This window comes from Dactylosporangium sp. NPDC000521 (assembly GCF_042898305.1).
In the GTDB taxonomy this organism is placed as follows: domain Bacteria; phylum Actinomycetota; class Actinomycetes; order Mycobacteriales; family Micromonosporaceae; genus Dactylosporangium.
In genome coordinates, this window is the sequence record NZ_JBIAYW010000003.1 from 1 (window position 1) to 20260 (window position 20260).

At 71.6% G+C, this 20260-nt stretch carries 19 protein-coding genes; 9 read left to right on the forward strand and 10 right to left on the reverse strand.

Annotated elements, in window-relative coordinates:
- Window positions 1-991: 991 nt before the first annotated feature.
- From ACFY3L_RS10190 to ACFY3L_RS10200, 3 genes are read right to left on the reverse strand one after another with little or no spacing between them, the layout of a single operon-like run.
- Window positions 992-2077, reverse strand: a complete 1086-nt coding sequence (locus tag ACFY3L_RS10190) for a winged helix DNA-binding domain-containing protein (RefSeq protein WP_389321197.1) — start codon at window positions 2075-2077, stop codon at window positions 992-994.
- Between the two features lie 32 nt (window positions 2078-2109).
- On the reverse strand, window positions 2110-2658 hold the full coding sequence (locus ACFY3L_RS10195; RefSeq protein ID WP_389321200.1) for a Clp protease N-terminal domain-containing protein: 549 nt from the start codon (window positions 2656-2658) through the stop codon (window positions 2110-2112).
- Entirely contained in the window at window positions 2658-2918 is a 261-nt protein-coding gene (locus ACFY3L_RS10200; RefSeq protein WP_389321203.1) for a helix-turn-helix domain-containing protein, read from the reverse strand. The genes ACFY3L_RS10195 and ACFY3L_RS10200 overlap by 1 nt, the downstream gene beginning before the upstream one ends.
- Before the next feature lie 62 nt (window positions 2919-2980).
- Between ACFY3L_RS10200 and ACFY3L_RS10205 the strand changes: the two genes are divergently transcribed.
- The 3 genes from ACFY3L_RS10205 to ACFY3L_RS10215 all read left to right on the forward strand — a co-directional run bounded on the left by ACFY3L_RS10205 (window position 2981) and on the right by ACFY3L_RS10215 (window position 5479).
- Window positions 2981-3958: an isopenicillin N synthase family dioxygenase gene (locus ACFY3L_RS10205; RefSeq protein WP_389321206.1), complete on the forward strand. Its 978-nt coding sequence runs from the start codon at window positions 2981-2983 to the stop codon at window positions 3956-3958.
- Window positions 3959-4067: 109 nt separating this feature from the next.
- Window positions 4068-4193, forward strand: a complete 126-nt coding sequence (locus ACFY3L_RS10210; protein WP_389321209.1) for a hypothetical protein — start codon at window positions 4068-4070, stop codon at window positions 4191-4193.
- 62 nt (window positions 4194-4255) lie between these two features.
- The gene (locus ACFY3L_RS10215; protein WP_389321211.1) at window positions 4256-5479 is read left to right on the forward strand and encodes an LCP family protein; all 1224 of its coding nucleotides are present in this window, start codon (window positions 4256-4258) and stop codon (window positions 5477-5479) included.
- A 1029-nt stretch (window positions 5480-6508) separates the two neighbouring features.
- On the opposite strand, the gene ACFY3L_RS10220 is transcribed toward ACFY3L_RS10215, so the two are convergent.
- Entirely contained in the window at window positions 6509-8833 is a 2325-nt protein-coding gene (locus ACFY3L_RS10220) for a M28 family peptidase (RefSeq protein ID WP_389321214.1), read from the reverse strand.
- 154 nt (window positions 8834-8987) lie between these two features.
- On the opposite strand from ACFY3L_RS10220, the gene ACFY3L_RS10225 reads away from it, so the two are divergent.
- Window positions 8988-9368, forward strand: coding sequence for a DUF6401 family natural product biosynthesis protein (locus ACFY3L_RS10225; protein ID WP_389321217.1), 381 nt, complete (start codon window positions 8988-8990; stop codon window positions 9366-9368).
- Window positions 9369-9486: 118 nt separating this feature from the next.
- On the opposite strand, the gene ACFY3L_RS10230 is transcribed toward ACFY3L_RS10225, so the two are convergent.
- From ACFY3L_RS10230 to ACFY3L_RS10240, 3 genes are read right to left on the reverse strand one after another with little or no spacing between them, the layout of a single operon-like run.
- On the reverse strand, window positions 9487-9765 hold the full coding sequence (locus tag ACFY3L_RS10230) for a Smr/MutS family protein (protein ID WP_360563622.1): 279 nt from the start codon (window positions 9763-9765) through the stop codon (window positions 9487-9489).
- Window positions 9766-9769: 4 nt separating this feature from the next.
- Window positions 9770-10159: a rhodanese-like domain-containing protein gene (locus ACFY3L_RS10235; RefSeq protein WP_389321220.1), complete on the reverse strand. Its 390-nt coding sequence runs from the start codon at window positions 10157-10159 to the stop codon at window positions 9770-9772.
- The gene (locus tag ACFY3L_RS10240; RefSeq protein ID WP_389321223.1) at window positions 10156-10611 is read right to left on the reverse strand and encodes a cysteine dioxygenase; all 456 of its coding nucleotides are present in this window, start codon (window positions 10609-10611) and stop codon (window positions 10156-10158) included. The genes ACFY3L_RS10235 and ACFY3L_RS10240 overlap by 4 nt, the downstream gene beginning before the upstream one ends.
- Before the next feature lie 145 nt (window positions 10612-10756).
- On the opposite strand from ACFY3L_RS10240, the gene ACFY3L_RS10245 reads away from it, so the two are divergent.
- Window positions 10757-11710 carry an ATP-binding cassette domain-containing protein gene (locus tag ACFY3L_RS10245; protein ID WP_344506117.1) on the forward strand — a complete coding sequence of 318 codons (954 nt, stop codon included), beginning with the start codon at window positions 10757-10759 and terminating at the stop codon, window positions 11708-11710.
- Complete coding sequence (locus tag ACFY3L_RS10250; protein WP_389321227.1) at window positions 11707-12498, forward strand: ABC transporter permease; 792 nt, start codon at window positions 11707-11709, stop codon at window positions 12496-12498. The genes ACFY3L_RS10245 and ACFY3L_RS10250 overlap by 4 nt, the downstream gene beginning before the upstream one ends.
- Here ACFY3L_RS10250 and ACFY3L_RS10255 read toward each other — a convergent pair.
- From ACFY3L_RS10255 to ACFY3L_RS10265, 3 genes are all read right to left on the reverse strand, one after another.
- Complete coding sequence (locus ACFY3L_RS10255; protein WP_389321230.1) at window positions 12436-15618, reverse strand: BTAD domain-containing putative transcriptional regulator; 3183 nt, start codon at window positions 15616-15618, stop codon at window positions 12436-12438. The genes ACFY3L_RS10250 and ACFY3L_RS10255 overlap by 63 nt on opposite strands.
- A gap of 53 nt (window positions 15619-15671) precedes the next feature.
- The gene (locus ACFY3L_RS10260; protein ID WP_389321233.1) at window positions 15672-16706 is read right to left on the reverse strand and encodes a S1 family peptidase; all 1035 of its coding nucleotides are present in this window, start codon (window positions 16704-16706) and stop codon (window positions 15672-15674) included.
- Between the two features lie 116 nt (window positions 16707-16822).
- Entirely contained in the window at window positions 16823-17611 is a 789-nt protein-coding gene (locus ACFY3L_RS10265) for a phosphatase (protein ID WP_389321236.1), read from the reverse strand.
- 60 nt (window positions 17612-17671) lie between these two features.
- Between ACFY3L_RS10265 and ACFY3L_RS10270 the strand changes: the two genes are divergently transcribed.
- From ACFY3L_RS10270 to ACFY3L_RS10280, 3 genes are all read left to right on the forward strand, one after another.
- Complete coding sequence (locus ACFY3L_RS10270) at window positions 17672-18313, forward strand: hypothetical protein (RefSeq protein ID WP_389321239.1); 642 nt, start codon at window positions 17672-17674, stop codon at window positions 18311-18313.
- 153 nt (window positions 18314-18466) lie between these two features.
- Window positions 18467-18832, forward strand: coding sequence for a hypothetical protein (locus ACFY3L_RS10275; protein ID WP_389321241.1), 366 nt, complete (start codon window positions 18467-18469; stop codon window positions 18830-18832).
- A gap of 771 nt (window positions 18833-19603) precedes the next feature.
- Entirely contained in the window at window positions 19604-20212 is a 609-nt protein-coding gene (locus tag ACFY3L_RS10280) for a hypothetical protein (protein ID WP_389321244.1), read from the forward strand.
- The last annotated feature ends 48 nt before the right edge of the window (window positions 20213-20260 follow it).

A 20260-nucleotide genomic window follows, 5' to 3' on the forward strand; every position in this document is an offset into this window, starting at 1 on the left:
GCAGCACAACCACGCCCACCAACCCGACCATCAGCCACCATCAATCAACAGCCATCACAAACCACCACCAGCAAGATCAGCGGTGGATCGAGGCTAAGCGGTGATTGGATGCGGACGCTGTCAGTGCTGCGGCTTCGGCATCGTCTTGGCGGTGGTTGGTTGCCGGCGTCGAGTGGAGTGTGGTTAGCGCCTGGCTTCGGCGGTGGTCGGGTGCGACGTCGGATGGGTTGCGGTCGGTGCCGTGGCTTCGGCGTCGGCTTGGCGGTGGTTGGTTGCCGGCGTCGAGTGGGATGTGGTTAGCGCCTGGCTTCGGCGGTGGTCGGGTGCGACGTCGGATGGAGTGCGGTCAGCGCTGTGGCTTCGGCGTCGGCTTGGCGGTGGTCGGGCGTGGACGCTGTCAGTGCTGTGGTTTCGGCATCGTCTTGACGGTGGTTGGGTGCGACGTTGAGTGGGATGTGGTCAGCGCCTGGCTTGGTGGTGGTTGAGTGCGGTGTTGAGTTGGATGAGGTCGGTGCTGCGGTGTCGGCTCGGGGGCGGGCGGGTGCTGGGAGCTTCGCGGACGGTTCCCGGCGGCTGTTGCCGCTGTTGTTTCGAGTCAGGGTGTCAGTGGGCTGGTCGTTGATGCGGAAATTGCCGGCCCGACTTACGGCTACGACGTCGAGTGGCATGTGGTCAGCTTGCCTGCCTGGGCGTCGGCTGGCGGTGGTCGGGTGCGGTGTTGAGTGGGATGTGGTCAGCGCCCGGCTTGGCGATGGTCGGGTGTGGACGCTGTCAGTGCTGTGGCTTCGGCATGGACTTGGTGGTGGTTGGTGCGGCGTTGAGTGGGATGTGGTCAGCGCCTGGCTTCGGCGGTGGTCGAGTGGAGTGCGGCCGGCGTGCCGGCTTTGGCGTCGGCTCGGTGGTGGGGTGCGGTGTCGAGTTGGAAGCGGTCAGCGTGCCTGCCCGGGCGTCGGCTTGGCGGTGGTCGGGTGCGGTGTCGAGTTGGAAGCGGTCATCGCGCAGGCTTCTGCTTCGGCGTCGGTTTGGCGGTGGGCGGGTGTGGTGTTGAGTGGAATGCGGTCAGTGCTGCGGCTTCGGCGTCGACCTGGCGGCGGACCGATGCCGGCAGTTTCTCGAACGGCTCCCACGACACGACGCCGCCCTTGCTCGTCGTCCAGGTGCCGGCGACCTGGCCGTCGACGAGGAACGTGCCGATCGACTGCGGCATCCGCACGTGGAACACCTTGGTGCGGTGCTCCTCCGGCAGGATGAGGGTCCGCCGGGCGTGTGCGAGCAGGGTCGCGTCGTAGGTGGGCAGGAAGCGCACCGGCACCGGCGTCTCCGGGTCGGGCAGCGGCTGGTCCGGCAGGTCGACGAGCTCCCGGCCGCGCTCGTCCCGGAACCGCTGCAGCTCCATCGTCGCCAGGACCTTGGCGACGTCGGTGACGCTGAGGCCGGCCCAGTCGGCGATCTCGGAGCGGTGCGCCGGGCCGAACCCGCCGAGATACCTGCGCACCAGCAGCTCCCGGCCGGCGTCGACGGTGACCTCGGGCGGGCCGACCCAGTCCTCCGCCAGGCCGAACAGGTCTGCGCGGCGGCGGGCCCAGGTGCCGGACGGGGGCACACGCACCATGTCGAGATGCATGCCGACGCCGCCGCGGACCGCCGGGCCGTAGAGCTGGTCGATCTCGGCCCGCTTGAGCGGCCGCTCCCGCAGGAGCTCGCGCAGGCTTTTCGCGGCCTCGTCGAGCTCCGCGGGGCCGACGCTGTTGCGGATGACGCGGTGGTACCAGTCGCGCCGGGCGTCGCGGATCGCTATCAGGAACGGCCAGAAGTCGGCCCGCGAGACGAGGTGGATGGTGGCGCGCAGGATGGTCGCCTGGACGACCTCGCGGGCTTCCAGGAGCCGGGTCAGCGACTCCCGCTCGAAGCCCTCGATCCGGCTCCACAGTCCGATGTACATGGACGGGGCATACTGCGCCTGGAGTCCCGCCATCGTTTCCAGGACGGTGGGGACGTCAGCTCGTACACGAGACGCCAACGACTGCCGGGCCAGCAGTGCGCGATTGAGGTGTCGCCACGTCAGTGTCCGTTCCATGCGGACACTCAAGCACAGGGGTATGACAAGAATCAGGCGACGTTGCGCAGCGCGGCCTTGACGAGCTCCATGGTGCGGTCGTAGCTCATGCCGTGCTCGCGTAGGAGCCGGCCACCGGTGCCGCGCTCCTCGCGCAGGATGCCGAGCAGGAGGTGTTCGGTGCCGATGTAGTTGTGCTTCATGGACAGCGCGACCCGCAGCGACAGCTCGAGCGCCTTCTTCGCGTCGTTGCCGAAGCGGTTGGGCAGCTTGCTGCGCCGGAACAGGAAGCCGCCGCGCCGGGGCGGCTCGGCCTGCTCGAGGGCGCCCGGGCCGAATGTCTGCTCGACGCTGCTGCGGACCGCGTCGAGGTCGATGCCGATGGAGCGGAGCGCGGCCGCGTCGTCGGTGCCGGTGAGGGAGGCGAGGAACCCTTCGCGCTCCACGGCGCAGGCCTGGAGCACGTCGGCGGCGATCCCGCCGACGGTGAACATGGCGAGGACCAGGTGCTCGGTGCCGACCGTCCGGTGGCCGAGCGCGTTGGCCTCCTCGTGCGCGTTCTGGACCGCGGTGCGGGCGCGCTGGGTGAACCGTTCGAACATCACCGTTCTCCTGTCTCTCTGGATGCCTTCTCTGGTGGTGCCGGGGTCACTGCCCGGCCGGCGTGCTTCTTGTGCACCGCCTGGCGCGTCACGTCGAGGGCGTCCGCGATCTCCTGCCACGACCAGCCGTGCCGGCGGGCGTTGTCGACCTGGAGCACTTCGAGCGCGTCGGCGAGGCGGCGCAGCGCCACCGCCGCTCGCAGCCCGACTCTGGGATCGGGGCTGGCCGCGGCGTCGGCGAGATCGCCTGCTTCCGTCATGTGTCAACCGTAGTTGACAGCTTCGGTAGGTGTCAACCGCGGTTGACAACTAGGCTCCTGGCATGGACGCGCTGCCGGTCATCGACATCTCCGATCTGGACTCCGCCGCCCGCGGCATCGAGACCGCCTGCCGCGACAACGGCTTCTTCTACGTCACCGGGCACGGCGTGCCGTCGTCGCTGACCGACCGGCTCGACGCGGCGGCGCGGACGTTCTTCGACCTGCCGCCGGCCTCCAAGATGGAGATCGCGATGGCCCGCGGTGGCCGGGCGTGGCGCGGGTTCTTCCCCGTCGGCGCCGAGCTGACCTCCGGCGTCCCCGACCGCAAGGAAGGCCTCTACTTCGGCACCGAGCTCGGGCCCGACGCCCCGCAGGTCCGCGCCGGGCTGCCGCTGCACGGCGCGAACCTCTTCCCGGCGCAGGTGCCGGACCTGCGGCCGGTGGTGCTGTCGTACATCTCGCGGATGACCACGGTCGCGCAGACCGTGCTGCGGGGCGTCGCGCTGAGCCTCGAGCTGCCGGCCGGGTACTTCGCGGAGTCGTACACCGCGGACCCCACCGTTCTGTTCAGGATCTTCCACTACCCGCCGTCCCCGCCGGACAGCGACGAGTGGGGTGTCGGCGAGCACACCGACTACGGGCTGCTGACACTGCTGCTGCAGGACGGCAACGGCGGGCTGCAGGTGCGCACGCCCGACGGCTGGCTCGACGCCCCGCCGATCCCAGGCACGTTCGTGTGCAACATCGGCGACATGCTCGACCGGATGACCGGCGGATGGTACCGCTCGACGCCACACCGGGTCCGCAACGTCAGCGGCAACGAGCGGCTGTCGTTCCCGTTCTTCTTCGACCCCGACTTCAGCCAGGCGGTGCCGCCGCTGCCGAGCTCCGGCGGGTCCGAGGGTGCCCCGCGCTGGGACGGACAGGACCTGCGGGCATTCACCGGGACGTACGGCGAGTATCTGGTCGCAAAGGTGGGCAAGGTATTCCCGGAACTGTTCGCGGATACCCGTCACCAGGAGGCACCCCGCATCGGTTAGACCCTTGCAAGCTGTAAACGCAGGTCAGAGGGCTGGCACGATGACGGGAGCAAACCTGTTCGCGGTGTACCTACCGTTTGAGTCACCACACCGCCCCCAGGAGGCACCGATGACCACCCCCACGCCGACCACGACCCGCAAGCTCACCAACCTCGACAGCGAGCAGGGCATGCTCGTGTTCCTCGCCGCGCTCGTGCTGCTCAGCGTGATCGGCGTGATCGTCGTCGGCGGCTGAGCCGCTTCCGGCCGTCCGCGGAAAAGTGCAATCAGCGGGACCTCTCATTCCGTCTTGGGGGTATGACCTCCGACGCCTCGCTCGAACAGGAGCTGCGGAACGTGTTCCAACGCCACGAGCATCTCGCCGACGACCCGGCCTTCTCGCTGCGGCGTTCCCGCAAGGATCCTTGGTGGGCGCGCTCGCTGGTGGTGGCGGGCGCGCTCATGATGATCGTCGCGGGCGGCGCGTTCGTGGCGAAGGACGCCGTGATCGGCTACGCCACGAGCAACGTCAAGCAGGAGGACCTGATCGTCCCGGCGGCCGAGCAGCAGGGCCGCCACGTCACGATCAGCGGCGCGAAGAACATCCTGCTCATGGGCATCGACCCCCGCCCCGGCCAGGACGAGTCCGAGGCGATCCGCTCCGACTCGATCATCATCCTGCACATCCCGGCCTCGCACGACTCCGCGTACCTGGTCTCGATCCCGCGTGACACCTGGGTCAAGATTCCCAAGTTCGACAACGGCAAGCATTCGTACGCCGGCGGCCACGACAAGATCAACGGCGCCTTCGCCATCGGTGGCCTCGAAACCACCGGTAAGGAGCAGCGCAAGTTCGGCGTCACCCTCCTCGCCGACACGATCAAGGACAATTGGGGCATCACCTTCGATGCCGCCGCCATCATCGACTTCACCGGCTTCCAGAATGTCGTCAACGTCCTCGGCGGCGTCGACATGTACGTCGACCAGGAAGTCAAGTCGGTCCACATCGGCCACGACGCCAAGGGTGAGACCAAGGTCCCGTACATCCAGCGCGACAACGGCAACGGCGGCACCACGCTCATCCCGATCTCCGGCGTCACCCCGCAGACGTACCACGTCGGCTTCCAGCACCTGGAGCCCTGGCAGGCCCTCGACTACGTCCGCCAGCGCGAGACCCTCCCGAACAGCGACTACGACCGCCAGCGTCACCAGCAGCAGTTCATCAAGGCCCTGTTCAAGCAGATCCTCAGCAAGGACGTCCTCACCGACCCCGGCAAACTCAAGAAGGTCCTCGACGTCATCGGCCAGTCCATGACCATCGACTCCGGCGGCATCGGCCTCGACGACTGGATCTTCGCCATGAGGGGCATCTCCGGCGACAACCTCCTGACCGTCAAGACGAACAACGGCACCTTCTACTCGTCCCCGCAGAACCCCTCCGCCGAAGCCCTGGACCCCACCACGCTCGCCCTGCTCGACTCGATCCGCACCAACACCGTCCAGGACTTCATGTCCCAGCACACCGGCCTGATCTCCAGCTGACCGGCTGTGCTTCCGCCCCACCGCCGGCGCGGCGGGTCCTGGCTGGGATGGCGCGTGCACCGCTGCGGGGATCAGCTTGACGCGTCCATGGGCGACGGGGTCCGGGTTTGGAACCAGCAGATGGATTCGGCCATGCCGGCGGCCAGATCCGTCTTGGGCAACCTGGGTCCGCGAAGATCGGCATCCCGAGCGCGGGCGGCTCTTCCCGGAGGACGACCGGTCGAGCGGAAGGCCGGGAGGGGCAGCACCGCCCCGGGGCGGGTGCGGCTTGATGTGTGAGGTGGACCGGGGCGGCTGCGTGGCGGGCGGGACCAGATCGCGGCGGTGGCTGGATCCGGTGAGTCCGCTGGATCGGCCGCCGAGGATGCCAACGGTGGGGTGGACGGGAGGTGGGGGAGCGGCCGGTGGATTGGGCTGTGGGGGTGGCGGCGACTGCGGGCTTGCTTGGGTGGTTGCTGAAGGTGCCGGCGGTGGGCGGGACGGGTGAAACCGGGCACGGGGTCGCTGCCTCGTCGCTGCCGTCGGCCGGGCGGAGTGTCAGCGGAGGGAACCGGGGCTCTGCCGGGCAGGGAGGAGCGGGGCGGAGACGGAGGTCAGGTCCTAGGTGGTGGTGACGGCGGCGCGTTCGCTGAAGTGGCTGTCGATGATGGCGGCGAGAGGCGACGGCTGCAGGGGAACGGCGGTGGGTCAGGTGGTGGTGACGGCGCGGTCGCTGGCGTCTGCTCCAGGAAGCGGGCGGCTGCTGCGGCTGAGGGGAAAGCGGCCGTTGGGTTGGACCGTGATGACGGGGGGAGTTCGCTGGAGTAGCTGCCGAAGACGCCGGTGAAAGTAGCGGGTGAGGCCGGCAGGGTGTCGAGGACGTCGCCGTTTGTCGATTGCGTGGAGCGTCAGGCGGATCCGGTGGGTTTCGTGGCGGTGGGTTGGACCGTGGGTGGCGTCACCGTCCTTGCTGGAGTGGCTGTCGAAGGACGGCAGCGGGAGGTGGCGGCCGCCCTGGGGAAGGACGGCCGCTGGGGAACAGGTGGCGGGTCAGATCGTGGTCGTGGTGGCGACGGCCGCGAGTTCGCTGGAGTGGCTGCCGAAGACGCCGACGGTGGGTGGGCGCGGGGTGAAACCGGGCAGCGTGTCGAGGCCGTCGCTGCCGTCGACCAGGCGGAGCTTCAGGGGGCCGGGGCCCTGCAGGACGAGGGTGACCTCGATGCCGTCGGTGGGTGGGCCGTGGAAGACGACGCCGAAGCGGTTCTGGTCGGGGAGGTACGGGACGGCGTCGCGGCCGGCGACGGTGGCCTGCTGGACGCGGTGGGAGCCCGGCTCGGCGTAGAAGGAGACGAAGCGGACCGGGCGCTGGGAGGCGAGGCGGAAGGTGACGGTGCGGCGGTCGCCGGTGGTCGTGTCGGACAGGACGGTGGCGGTGGGAGCGGCCAGCGGGGCGGCCTCCGCCGGGCCGGTGGACAGCTCACCTGCGGGCAGGACGGGGAAGAGCTCGTCGAGGGAGCGGTGGCCGCGGACATACCGCGAGGTCCACGCGCCCGGGGACCGCTCCAGACTGACCCACTGGGCGGTGCCGGTGTCGCGGTCCAGGGCGTACATGAGGTGGGTCGGCTCGGGGTGCGTGGCGTCGAAACGGTCGGCGACCATGCCGGTCGTGGTGCAGACGAGCGCGACCGCGAGCGCCGCGAGCGCAGGGGTGGCGCCGAGGAGGCGGTGCCGGTCGGCGCCGGCGGGGCGGAACAGGGGCTCCAGGGCGGGCAGGGCGGCGAGGCCGAGCAGGGTGGCGAAGAGCGCGGGAGCGGCGCCGGTCGCGAGGCCCAGGGCGGGGAAGAAGAGGGCGACGGTCGGGGCGAGGATCAGCACGGCGACGCCCGCGCCGGCGGTGAGGACCACGGTGGCGAGCCACGGGCGCGGCACGTACAGCGCGGCGATGCCCGCGAGGGCGCCGAACAGGGCGGGCAGCGCCACCAGGTAGGAGCCGCCGGGGATCGCGGCGGCGAAGACCAGGCCGAGCACGGCGAGCAGGCCGAGGGCGCCGGTGAACAGCGGGACGGGGCCCAGCCGCCGGCGGGCCAGCGCATACCAGGCGAGCAGGACGGCGGCGGTGAGCGCGACGACGCCGAAGCGGAACCAGGTGGGCCGGGCCGGGTCGAGCAGCTCGCCATAGCCGGGGCGCAGCGCGACCAGCAGCGTCCACAGCAGCTGGGCGGCGACGACGACCGCGATGAGCGGCACGAGGGCGAGGCCGAGGCCGGCGAGGCTGCGGGGGACCGAGGTGAGGCCGCGGCGGCGGGCCAGGAACACCAGGGCGGCGACGGCGAGCAGGGCGAGGACGGCGATCGGCCAGGTGAGCGCGGCCGGGTATCGCACCAGCAGGCCCGCGAACGGGAAATACACCGCGTCGCCGGCGGCGGGGCGCAGCAGCGGCGGGAGGTCGGCGGCGCCGAGGGCGCGGGCGAGGGCGAGCGCGTTGTCGCCGTGGTGCTGGAGGCTGGCCCGGCTCATCGTCGACGGCCGGTCGAACGGGCTGTGGTAGACGCTGGAGCCGTCGATGTACGCCGTGTTGAGACCGGTGAAGCGCGACTGCGCCAGGAACGGCGTGAAGTCGGTGTCGTTGGACAGCAGCCGGTAGACCTCGACGGCGAGGCTGGTGCCGACGGGGTGCGGGGTGCGTGCATAGACGTCGATGAGGTCGGCGTTGCCCACGGAGGTCTGGAACATGACGGCGGGGCCGCGGCTGCCGCGGGCCTCGAAGTTGAGCACGACGGACGGCTTCTGGCCGAGGGGGTGCCGGCTGACGAACGCCTCGGCGCCGCACAGGCAGGCCTCCTCGGCGTCGGTGAACAGGAACACGACGTCGTTGCGCGGCGGGGTGCCGGTCGTCAGGGCGCGGGCGACCTCGAGCAGGGTGCTGCTGCCCGCGCCGTCGTCGTTGGCGCCGAAGCTGACCTGGACGGAGTCGTAGTGCGCCATGAGGACGACCTGGCCGGTGGAGGCGGAGCCGGGCAGGACCGCGACGACGTTGCGGACGCGGGCCATGCCGCCGTCCCCGAACTTGCCGGCATTGACCCCCACGGTGTCCTGGACCTCGGGGCGCAGCCCATAGCCGGTGAGGGTCGCGACGATGTGCTCGCGGACCCGGTCGGCGGCGGGGCTGCCGGTGACGTGCACCTCCTGGCCGATCCGCTCGACGTGGGTGAACGCGCGGGCGGCGGAGAAGTCACCGGCGGGTGCGGAGGCGGACCGGGGCGCCGGCGGCTGGACGTCGGCGATGCCGAGGGCGGCGAGCAGGGCCAGGACCGCGAGGGCCGCCGCGGCCGTGAGGGGTCGCCGCGACGGTGCGGCGAAGCTTCGGTCGGACAAGGTGTGCCTCCTGTGGGGTGAGCACATTCTGCACGCCCCCACCGACAAAAATCCGCGTCCGGCGACCCCCGAACGGAGTGCAGTGGGTCATGAACGGGTGCCGGATGGTTGTTGGGGGTCCGGAAGCCCGCCGGACTGCCTAGCGTCATCGTCCATGAACAACGAACTCACCCCCGCCGCCCCGACCGCCTTCGACGCGAGCTACCTCGCCACCGCCGAGCTCGACGCCCGCTTCTGCCTCGACCAGGTCATGGCGATGGTCGGCGTCGACGGCCTGGTGGCGGCCCTGGCGCAGCCGTTCCTGCTGGCGAAGGTCGACCAGCACGCCGCCGCGGTCCGGCAGAGCATCACCGCCGCCGGCAAGGCCGTCGACTCGATCTCGCTCGCCGGGTACGCCCGGAGCGTCATCGCCGTCCACCAGCGGCACGGCCGCCCGCTGCCGACGCCGGACACCATCGACTGGCAGGACGCCGACTGGACCGTCCTTCGTCTGGTGTCGATCTGCTCCCTGGCCGACGCCGTGGACGCGTTCTGACGGACCCGGAGGACGACCGGACCACCGCACGCGCGTCGACGCGCCATGACACGCCTGCCGTCCCTCGCACTGTCCGCCCTGCGCGCAGCCTGTACGCCGGAAGCAGCCGGCACAGGGTCTAGCGGCGCCCTCGGCCCGAGGACTCGTTCCACCGGAAGTGGACGAAGAGCCGGCCGAAGTTGTCGGAGTCCTTCTCCACCCGGTGGTACAGCGCCTTGATCTCGCGCTGGTCGAGGAAGCGCAGGACCCGCTTCTTCAGCGCCCCCGACCCCTTCCCGGGGATGATCTCGACGAGGGTGGCCCGCTTGGCCACCGCCTCGTCGATGATCCCCTTCAACGCGCGGTCGATGTCGCCGCTGCGGTTGAAGATGTCGTGGAGGTCCAGCTTGAGCTTCACGCCCCTAGTCTGACACCGGCCCGCCGGACACCGGCAGCCCAGCACGCTTCCACGCCTGGAACCCGCCGGCGAGATCGGTCGCCCGGTGCAGGCCCAGGTCCTGCAGCGAGGCCGCGGCGAGCGAGGACGTGTAGCCCTCGGAGCACACGACGACGACGGGCAGGTCATACCGGTCGGCGATGGGCAGCCGCGCGTCGCTGCGGGGGTCGAAGCGCCACTCGAGGACGTTGCGCTCCACGATCAGCGCGCCCGGGATCTCGCCCTCGGCGGCGCGCTGCGCGGCCGGGCGGATGTCGACGAGGACCGCGTCCTCGGGCACTTCGGACGGGGTGACCCGGGTCAGCCGCTCCCGCGCGGAGGCCAGGATCTCGTCGATGGAACGCCCACCACTCACCAGTCCGCTCCTGCCTGTTGGATGGACTCCACACTAAGGCGCCCCTCCAGCAGTTGGTAGCGGGTCATCACCGTGAGTGCAGGGCTGTACGCGTGGACGGTGATCGCGGGCTGTGTCCCGGCGTTGACGACCCGGTGCACGTGGTGCGCGCCGAAGCGCCGCCCGGACCCCGCGCTCATCGTGGTGTTGAGCAGCGAACCGTCCTGCACCGTCTGCTCGACGACCTCGCCGGACACGACGGTGAACGCGCCGGACGACCCGCCGTGGTCGTGCAGGTCGGTGGCCTGCCCGGGCAGCCAGGTGAGCAGCCACACCTCGTGGTCGTCGGCGGTGTGCAGCTTGCCGTACCACCGGGTGTGCGGGTCGTACCGGGGCTCGATCGGCCAGGAGGCCGGGTCCTCGGCGTGCCAACGTGCGACGGAGAGCAGGTCCGTCCGGGTCGAGACTGTCATCGCAGATTCTCCAGTATTCGCATCTACTTAGTAGGAATTACTACCACACCTGGATCGCCGTGCGCGACGGGACAGGCGGATGTGCGCGAAATGACAGCGGCGTCCGGCACCCTGGCGGAGGACACACCAAAGGGGGAACACCACCATGACCTTCGCTTTCCAGGCCACCGGCCTGGTCAAGCGCTTCGGCAGCACCACCGCCCTCGCGGGCGTGGACCTCGCCGCCGAGCCGGGCACCGTGCTCGGGGTCCTCGGACCCAACGGCGCCGGCAAGACCACCGCCGTGCGCATCCTCGCCACCCTGCTGCGCCCCGACGCGGGCACCGCGGTCGTCGGCGGGCACGACGTCGTCAAGCGCCCCGCCGAGGTCCGCCGCATCAGCGGGCTGACCGGGCAGTTCGCCTCCGTCGACGAGGATCTGACCGGGACCGAGAACCTGGTCCTCATCGGCCAGCTGCTGGACCTGCGCCGGCGCGACGCGAAGAGCCGGGCGGCGCACCTGCTCGCCGAGTTCGACCTCAGCGAGGCCGCCGACCGGCCGGTCAAGACGTACTCCGGCGGCATGCGGCGCCGGCTCGACCTGGCCGCGAGCCTGGTGGGCCGGCCGGCGATCGTCTACCTGGACGAGCCGACCACCGGCCTCGACCCGGCGAAGCGCGAAGACGTGTGGAACATGGTCCGGGCGCAGGTGCGGGAGGGCACCACGGTGCTGCTGACCACGCAGTACCTGGAGGAGGCCGACGCGCTCGCCGACGAGATCTCGGTGATCGACCACGGCAAGGTCATCGCGCACGGCACGCCGGCGCAGCTCAAGCACATCGTCGGCGGTCAGACGATCAGCGTCCGCCCGGCCGACCCGGCGCACCTGGACACGGTCGAAGCGGTCCTGGGGGCGATTTCGAAAGGCCGGGTCGAGTCGCGGGGGCGCGGCGTGCTGTCGGTGCCGGTCGACGACGCCAAGGCGCTCGGCACCGTCGTCCGCCGGCTGGAGGAGGCCGGCATCGACGTCATCGAGCTGTCCCTGCACCTGCCGAGCCTCGACGAGGTCTTCTTCACGCTCACCCGGGGCACGGACAGGAAGCAGGAGGTGGCGGCATGACGACGCTCACGGCGGCGGTGCCCGGACGCCCGTTCGGCCTGGTCAGGCACAGCCTGGTGATGGCGCGGCGCAGCCTCATCAAGACGATGCGCACCCCGGAGCAGCTGCTCGACGTGACGCTGCAGCCGATCATCTTCATCGTCCTGTTCGTGTACCTGCTGGGCGGCGCCATCGCCGGCTCCCGGCACGACTACCTGCAGTTCCTGCTGCCGGCGCTGCTGGTGCAGAACGTGCTCTTCGCGTCGGCGCCGACCGGCGTCAGCCTCAACACCGACATCAAGACCGGCGTGTTCGACCGGTTCCGCAGCCTGCCGATCGGGCGGTCCGCGCCCCTCATCGGCGGCGTGCTCGGCGACATGATCCGGTTCGTGGTGTCGATCGTGGTGATGCTCGGCTTCGGGTACCTCCTCGGCTTCCGCTTCGGGACCAACCCCCTGGCCGTCCTGGCCGCGTGCCTGCTGGTGATGTTCATGGCGTTCAGCTTCAGCTGGATGTTCGTGCTGCTCGGCATGCTGGTCAGGGAGCCCGGCGCGGTCCAGGGCCTCGGCTTCGTGATCATGTTTCCGCTGACCTTCGGCACCAACGTGCTCGTGCCGACGAACACGCTCCCCGGCTGGCTGCAGGCGTGGGTGAAGGTCAACCCGGTCGCCGACGCGATGCAGGCGGCCCGCGGGCTGATGGTCGGCGGGCCGGTGCTCGACGCCGTGGTCAAGACCCTGCTGTGGTCAGTGGGCATCCTGGCGGTCTTCGCGCCCCTCGCCGTCCGCGCCTACCGCCGCAAGGCCTGAACCGTCCGCTCCTACCGCCGTAAGGCGGGAACCGTCCGCGCCTGTCGCTCTTGGTGGCGCGGTGGCCGAGATCAGCGACATCGCCGCGGCGCGGTCCATCCCCGCGCCGCGGCGCACCGCGTCGTCGAACGCGGCGTCCCCGAGGGTCTCGCGCAGCGCCGCCGCCTGCAGCGGCAGGTCCGCGTTGGACAGGTCGTCGCCCCCGCCGAGGGTGCGGGCCGCCCCGAGCAGCTCGGCGGCGGTCACCGGCAGCCCGGCGGCGGCGGCGAGCGCCGCGGACCCGATCGCGACCTGTGCCACGACAGGCATGTCCCGCGCCGGTACGGCCAGCGACAGCGCCTCCGACAGCCGTTCCCGGGCCGCCGGCAGGTCCCCGCGCGCCAGGTCGAGCCGCGCCCGGCCGATCAGCAGGATCGCCCGGTACTGCGGCGCGACCAGCGGCGAGTGTTCCTGCTGCCGCCACGCGGCCGTGTAACAGTGCTCCGCCTCGTCGAGGTCGCCCTCGTGGCGGGCCAGGTGGCCGAGCTCCAGCATCGCGTGGGACACGTCGCGGGGCAGCACCACCGGGTCCTCGGTGAAGCGGAGCAGCTCGGCGCGGGCGGCGGCGGGGCCGTCGATGTGGCGGCGCAGCGCGGCGAGCCGGATCCGCTGGTACGCCTCGCTGGTGCGCACGCCGAGCTGGTGATGCAGCTCGATCGACTCGGCGAACAGCGCCGCGGCGGTGGAGTGGTCGCCGCGGCGGGCCCGCGCGTCGGCGATCGACGCGAGCGTCATCGACAGCCCCCACCGCTCGCCGACCTCCCGGAACGCGACCGCCGCCGCCTCCTGCGCGGCGAGCATGCCGGCGATGTCGCCGTCGTTCTCCCGCAGGTGGCCGAGGATCGACAGCAGCATGCCCCGCGACCACGGCTCGACCGGCGCGGCGAGGCGGCGCTGGATCGCGGCCTCGCCGTTACTGCTGTCGTCGCGGAACATCATCACGACCGGTTCGACCAGCGACACGAACGGGTGGCCGGTGCCCGGCGGCACCCGCGCGGCGAGGGCGAGCAGGTCGTCGAGGAGGCCGTCGGCGTACTGGAAGTCCCCGGCGAAGCCGCTGTTGATGACGTACACGGCGAAAACGACGGCGCGCGTGTCCAGCGGCACGTCAGCCTGGTCCTGGCCCGGGACGGCGAGGATCCGGCCGAGCAGGGCCGCGGCCTCCGCGTGGTTGTCCTCGAACGTCCAGAACCAGGCGCACGCCGCCCCGAGGCGGAACGCGGTGACGGCGTCGCCGCTGTCGCAGACGTGGGTGACCGCCGCGTGCAGGTTCGCCCGCTCCGGACGGAGCCGGGCCAGCCAGTCGACCTGCGCCGCGGTCCGCAGGTGCGGCTCGGCCCGCTCGGCGAGCGCGAGGAAGTGCGCGGCGTGCGCCGACCTGACCTGTCCGGCCCGGCCGGCCCGGGCCAGCTCGTCGAGCGCGAACTCCCGGATCGTCTCCAGCATCCGGTACCGGACCGTGTCGCCGGCCGTGCCGTCGGCGAGGACCTGGAGCAGCGAACGGTCGACCAGCGTGTCCAGGAGCGGCTCGGCATCCGGTACACCTGCCGCCGCCGCTGCCGCGTCGGCGTCGAACGTGCCGGGAAACACCGCGATGGCGGCGCTGAACTCGCGCTCGGACTCCTCGAGGAGGTCCCAGCTCCAGGCCACTACCGCGTGCAGGGTGCGGTGGCGCGGCAGCGCGGTGCGGCTGCCGCCGGTCAGCAGCCGGAACCGGTCGTCGAGGCGGGCGGCGAGCTGCTCCGCGGTGAACGACCGCAGCCGGGCGGCGGCGAGCTCGATGGCGAGGGGCAGCCCGTCGAGCCGGCGGCAGATCTCCTCCGCGGCCGGCGTCACCTCGAACCCGGGCCGCACGGCCTCGGCCCGGTCCCGCAGCAGCCGCACCGCCGCGTCCGCCGCGAGGGGCCCCACGGGGAACAGTGACTCGCCGATGATGCCGAGCGGCTCGCGGCTGGTCGCCAGGACGCGCAGCTTCGGGCAGCGGCCGAGGAGGTCCTCGGTGAGCGCCGCGGCGGCCGCCACGACGTGCTCGCAGTTGTCGAGGACGAGCAGCGCGTCGGTGGGTGCGAGCAGCTCCGCGATCCGGCCGGCGACGTCGAGGCGGCGGGCGACCTGCGGCGGCTCGAGCTGCCCGCCGGTGTCCAGGGCGCGCAGGACCGCGGCGGGCACGTCGGCGGCCTCGGCGACGGGGGCGAGCTCGACCAGCCACGCCGCGTGCGGGTCCTGGGCCGCGACCGTCGTCGCCAGCCGGGTCTTGCCGGCGCCGCCGGGCCCGACCAGCGTGACGAGCCGGCGGTCGAGGATCTGCGCGCCGAGCCGGTCGACGTCGTCGTCGCGGCCGACGAAACTGGTCAGCGGGGTGCGCAGGTTGCCGGTGGGCCGGTCGGTGAGGGCCCGCAGGTGCGCCCGGCGCAGCCGCGGCGACGGGTCGACGCCGAGCTCCTCGGCGAGGTGGTGCCGGCACTCCTCGAACGCGGCGAGGGCCTCCGCGCGGCGGCCCTCGGCGTGCAGCGCCTCGACCAGGTGGGCGGCGAGCCGCTCCCGCAGGGGGTGGGCGGCGGTGAGTTCGCGCAGCCGCGCCACCAGCCCGGGTGCGCGCGGGCCGGCGGCCTCGACGTGGTCCTCGATCGCGGCGAGCCGCAGCTCCTCCCAGCGGGCGGCGAGCGCGTCGTCGACGGCCGGCGGCCCCCGCCACAGGTCCAGGGCCTCGGCCAGCACTGTCGCCGCGCGGGCGGGGTCGCCGTCGCGCAGTTTCGCTCTACCGGACGCGGCGAGCCGCTCGAAGCGGTAGGCGTCGACGTCGTCGGGGGCGAGGTCCAGCTTGTACCCTCCGGCGCCGGACACCAGGGCCGGGTCGCCGCCGAGGGCCTTGCGCAGCCGCGACACGAGGGACTGGACGGCGTTCGCGGGGTCGGTGGGGGCGGCGTCCGGCCACAGCGCGACCGCGATCTGCTCGACGGACACGAGCCGGCCGGGCTCGCAGGCGAGCCGGATCAGCAGCGTCCGGAGCCTGGCACCGCCGACGTCGACCGGTTGCCCGCCGACGTCGACCGTCAACGGCCCGAGGATGCCCACCCGCATGCGCACCACTGTGCCACCCTTCTCGCGAAGGGTGGCACAGGGTTTTCCCGGGGTCAGTAGACGCTGACGCCGTACACGCTCAGCGGCTCGGTGACCGGCTGGAAGTACGTGACGCCGCCGCTGCTGCAGTTGCCGCTGCCGCCGGACGTGAGACCCAGCGCGATCGAACCCGCGAACAGCGAGCCGCCGCTGTCACCGGGCTCGGCGCAGACCGTGGTGCGGATCAGGCCGCTGACCTGGCCCTGCGAGTACGTGACGGTCGCGTTGAGCTGTGTCACGGACCCGCTGCGCACGCCGGTGGTGGAGCCGCTGCGGCGCACCGACTGCCCGACGGTCGCGTTGCCCGCGGCCGTGATGTCCTGCGTTGAGCTGCCGCCGAGCGACACGTTGCCGGGGTGGGCGACACCCGCGGCGTACCGGACGATGCCGTAGTCGTTGCCGGGGAAGCTCGTGCCGGCCCGGGTGCCCAGGACGGAGCCGATGCTGGTCGTCCACGTCGAGCCGATGTTGGTGCAGTGGCCCGCGGTCAGGAAGTAGTACGTGCTGCCGCTGACCACGTTGAAGCCGAGCGAGCACCGGGAGCCGCCGGAGTAGATCGCCTGGCCGCCGGAGATGGTCGGCCGCAGCTCACCGGGGAGCCGCTCGATCGTCGCGCCGCTGCCGAGCGACGCGACGGTCGCCTCGATCGTCTTGACGTGCTCGGGCGACACCGTCGGGTCGATGGAGACGACCACCTGGTTGGCGACCGGGTCGACGGCCCAGGCGGTGCCCGGGATCGAGACCTTCGCGTCGAGCGTCGAGGTGATGCGGGCCAGTTCGACACCGCTGTGCTTCACCTTGCGGGCGACGGCGCCGGTCGCCTCGACGCTCCTGGCGGTGGTGGCGTCGGTGACGGTGACGACCATCTTGCCGAGTTGGGCGTCCCAGTACGAGCCGGCGGTGGCGAGGCCGAGCTGCGAGACGAGGGCGTCGGTGCTGCCGAGCGGCGCGGCCTGGGCCGGTGACGGCATGAGGACCGAGCCTGCGACGAGGGCGGTGCCCGCGGCGATGACCGCGGCGCGACGGAGTCTGGACCTTGTGAGTCTCACGTGAGCCTCCCCTATATCGGTACCGATGAATATCGGCCGCGACCGATGCTGTCATCGGTCGGGGAGGCGCACAAGAATCTGCGTCCAAATTGCCCCATAGCACCCGTGTCATATCACTAAGCGGCTATCCCTTCCAGAAGGTATGCGCTGATCGGCCAGTACAGGTGCGGCTGGACGTTGTCGTCGATCGGCACCGTCACCGACACCCTGCCCTCGGCCTCACCCACGAACAGCGCAGGGTCGTTGCTGTCGGCGAACGACACCACGTCGAGCCCCGCCGCGGCGGCCGCGCCGGCGAACCCGTGGTCGGCGAACACCAGGTCGGGCATGGGTGCGCCGGTGTCCTCCAGCTCGGCCAGCATCGCCCGCATGCCGTCCGGGGAGTGCGTGTGCCACATCGCGATGCCCCGCTCCGCGCCCATGCCCACGCCGCCGATGTACCGCACGGCGAGGGGGAACTCGCGGCCGTCGTACCGGCCCGGCTTCGCGAACGGGGCGCCCGCCGCCGGCGTGAGGATCTCGCACCCCTGGGCGCGCAGCGCCGCGACGACCGCCAGGTGCACCTCGACGACCCCGGCCGGGTGTCCGGACGCCACCAGAACCCGTTCCTTGCGCCGCGCCGCTTCCCGCAGCCGGTCGCGCATCCTGTCCAGCGCCGCCACCGTCTTGTACGGGTCGATCACGTCCGTGCCCGTCGACCGCTCCGGGTCCGGGTCGATGCCGACCCGCTCGGCCATCACGCCCAGCACCTCGGCGAGGGTCCAGGCCTTCAGCGGTGCCAGGCCGAACAGGTAGCCCTCGTGCCCGTCGGCGAACGCCGCGGCGTTGCCGTGATTGGATGCCCGGGTGGTCTCGACATCGCCGGCGAGAAGTGCTTCACGAAGATAGCTCACGAGGTCAGGCATGCGACCCATGGTATGCAAGCACCCCTGCGGCGCAGAGGAAAGCGGCTTAAGGTCACAGTCATGGCAGACGTGTATCTCGAGGTGACGGACAAGAAGGTGTTCGCGGCTTGCCTGGACTGGCCGGGCTGGGGCCGCTTCGCGAAAACCGAGGACGACGCGCTCGGCGCCCTTGCGGCGTACGGCGCGCGGTATGCGCCGATCGCCGAGGCGGCCGGCTACTCGTTCCCCGCCGCACCCACGTTCAAGGTCGTCGAACGGTGCCCGGGGACCTCCGCCACCCAGTTCGGCGTCCCCGACGCCCACCCCGACGCCGACGGCCGCGCCGTCTCCCGCGCCGTCGCGACCCGGCAGAAGAAGCTGCTCACCGCCGCGTGGGCGGCCTTCGACGCGTTCTCCGCGACCGCGCCCGCCTCGCTGCGCAAGGGCCCGCGCGGCGGCGGCCGCGACCGCGACAAGATGATCGACCACGTCGTCGGCGCCGAGGCCGGCTACGGTCGCAAGATCGGCATCAAGCATCCGCAGCCGGCGATCACCGACACGGAGGCGATCGCGGCCCTCCGCGAGGACATCCTCACCGTCCTGGGCCGGCCCAGCGACGGCTCGCCACTGACCGACAACGGCTGGACCAGCCGCTACGCCACCCGCCGCTACGCCTGGCACGTCCTTGACCACCTGTGGGAGATGCAGGACCGAGCCGAGTAGGCCGTTCCGGGGGGTTATCCACAGGAAGAAGATCTTGCTTCCGGTGGGGGTTGGGCGGCTCGTACGGTTGGTGCGATGACGGCGCTGCTGGTCGGCGGCGTTCGGTCGGTGGCTTTCCGATTGGCGGCGGCTTTTCCGGTTGGAGGTGCGGCGGTGACGGTCACGGCTCTTCCTGCCGGCGGCGCGACGGTGGCGGCGGTCACGGTCGACGACGTGTGGCGGGTCCGCGGCGACTGGCGGGCGATGCGCGAGGCGGCGCTGCGCCTGCCCGACTCCCGCCGCGCGACCGCCGACGCCCTGCGCCGGTCCGCCGCGACACTGCGCCACGGCCAGGAGCTGCTCACCACGATCCTGGACCGTCTCGACGTGCCGATGACCCTGCACGACGACGGCCGCCTGACGTTCTACCCCGCGGACGCCGAGGACCTGGCGTCACTCCACCGCGCCGAGCTCGCCGCCCGCGAGATCCAGACCGCCCTGTCCACGATCCTCGCCCACCACCGCGCCGCCACCCACTGACCCCGCCGTCGACTGAGGGATCCGCGTGCGGGTCCGCTGGTCCCGGTGGTTGCTGTCCGCGTGCGGGTCCGCCGATCCATGTGGGATTTCGCAGTGGCAGGCCAGCGCGGTGGGTGGGTTGTTTCCGCTCAGCCTGGGCCGGGCGCCGAGTGGCGTGGTCGCGGTCCGTGCCGTGGTCGCGGTGATGGTCCCCGGCCTTCGCCCTCGCATGGTCCAGCGCCGTCGAGGGCATCGTTCGGTGCTTCCACGCCGTCGCTGGCTTCACAACCAGTGCACATCCCGCTGACCGCCGGCGCCGCGCTCGCCGTCGTTGGCTTCACAAACCAGCGCAACGCACTCCCGTCGCAGACACCATCCGCGCAGTCCCCCACGGAGCGATCGTGGTCGTGGCTTTCAAAGATCGAAGTCGTCTGGTGGTCGTCCGGGCGGCCAGGGCTGTCCTTCGATCACGGTGATGGCGAGGGTGCTCGGCTGAGAGATCCGCGTTCGCTGTCCTGGTGGTGATGTCCGTGGGGAGGGAGCGTGCGTCTTCCGGCACGGATCCGGAGGCGGGCGCCAGGTGGCGTGGTTGCGGTGATGTTCCCTGGCCGCCGTTCTCGCATGGTTCAGCGCCGTTGAGGGCGTCATTCGGTGTTTCCACGCCGTCGTTGGCTTTCCAACCAGTGCCTATCGCTCTGACCGCCGGCGCCGCGCTTGTCGTCGTGGTCGTGTGAGGGACGGTGCGGGCGACTGGTGGCAGTCGATTGGTGGGTGCCGGGCATGATTTGAGGCGTGTACGAGCTTGACGTGATCGCCGATGACAGTCTCGGTCGCTTCGTCTCGCGGTGGTACGGGCTGCCTGACCGTCCTCGTCGCGACCTTGACCTGCCGCCAGGGCTGCCCGCGCCGCTCGCCGACTGGCATCGTGTCGCGTCTCGCTACTCCCTTCCCTTGAGCCGGGACCACGTGATGCTCGGCCCCGCCGAGCTCGCGGAGTCCGCTGGTCTGGTCCGCTTCTGGTCCGGCGCCGACGACTGGTACTCGTACGTCCCCGGGCCCGATGATCCGCCCGTGATCGAGAACGACACGATCGAGACCGGTCTGCTGCTGTCGAGGTTTCTCGTGTACGCCGCCGTGTACGAGGCCACGTACACGCCGCTGCACGGCCTCGTCTACCTGTCCCCGCCCCCGGCCGCGCTCCGCGAGGTCCAGCTCCGCCTCCGTGAACTGGACGACCCCCTGTGGCGCTGGCCGTCCCCGGACACCCGGTACTACGGCGACGACGACCTCCTGGCCCACCTGGGCCCCGACCGCATCGTCCTGTCCGCCCGCCACCGGGACGCCCTGGGCCGCTTCGACGGGCTCGGCTTCCCCTGGAACTGGGACTCCAGGACCGCCTGAGCGTGATGGGCGGTGGTTTCGGGGGTGCTGGAAGGGCTGGGCGGCGCG

Coding starts and splice junctions, on each gene's coding strand:
- ACFY3L_RS10265 (WP_389321236.1), bottom strand. CDS start 17,611: ATGCCTGACCTCGTGAGCTATCTTCGTGAAGCACTTCTCGCCGGCGAT.
- ACFY3L_RS10255 (WP_389321230.1), bottom strand. CDS start 15,618: ATGCGGGTGGGCATCCTCGGGCCGTTGACGGTCGACGTCGGCGGGCAA.
- ACFY3L_RS10270 (WP_389321239.1), top strand. CDS start 17,672: ATGGCAGACGTGTATCTCGAGGTGACGGACAAGAAGGTGTTCGCGGCT.
- ACFY3L_RS10195 (WP_389321200.1), bottom strand. CDS start 2,658: ATGTTCGAACGGTTCACCCAGCGCGCCCGCACCGCGGTCCAGAACGCG.
- ACFY3L_RS10190 (WP_389321197.1), bottom strand. CDS start 2,077: ATGGAACGGACACTGACGTGGCGACACCTCAATCGCGCACTGCTGGCC.
- ACFY3L_RS10240 (WP_389321223.1), bottom strand. CDS start 10,611: ATGACAGTCTCGACCCGGACGGACCTGCTCTCCGTCGCACGTTGGCAC.
- ACFY3L_RS10250 (WP_389321227.1), top strand. CDS start 11,707: ATGACGACGCTCACGGCGGCGGTGCCCGGACGCCCGTTCGGCCTGGTC.
- ACFY3L_RS10215 (WP_389321211.1), top strand. CDS start 4,256: ATGACCTCCGACGCCTCGCTCGAACAGGAGCTGCGGAACGTGTTCCAA.
- ACFY3L_RS10200 (WP_389321203.1), bottom strand. CDS start 2,918: ATGACGGAAGCAGGCGATCTCGCCGACGCCGCGGCCAGCCCCGATCCC.
- ACFY3L_RS10205 (WP_389321206.1), top strand. CDS start 2,981: ATGGACGCGCTGCCGGTCATCGACATCTCCGATCTGGACTCCGCCGCC.
- ACFY3L_RS10210 (WP_389321209.1), top strand. CDS start 4,068: ATGACCACCCCCACGCCGACCACGACCCGCAAGCTCACCAACCTCGAC.
- ACFY3L_RS10225 (WP_389321217.1), top strand. CDS start 8,988: ATGAACAACGAACTCACCCCCGCCGCCCCGACCGCCTTCGACGCGAGC.
- ACFY3L_RS10245 (WP_344506117.1), top strand. CDS start 10,757: ATGACCTTCGCTTTCCAGGCCACCGGCCTGGTCAAGCGCTTCGGCAGC.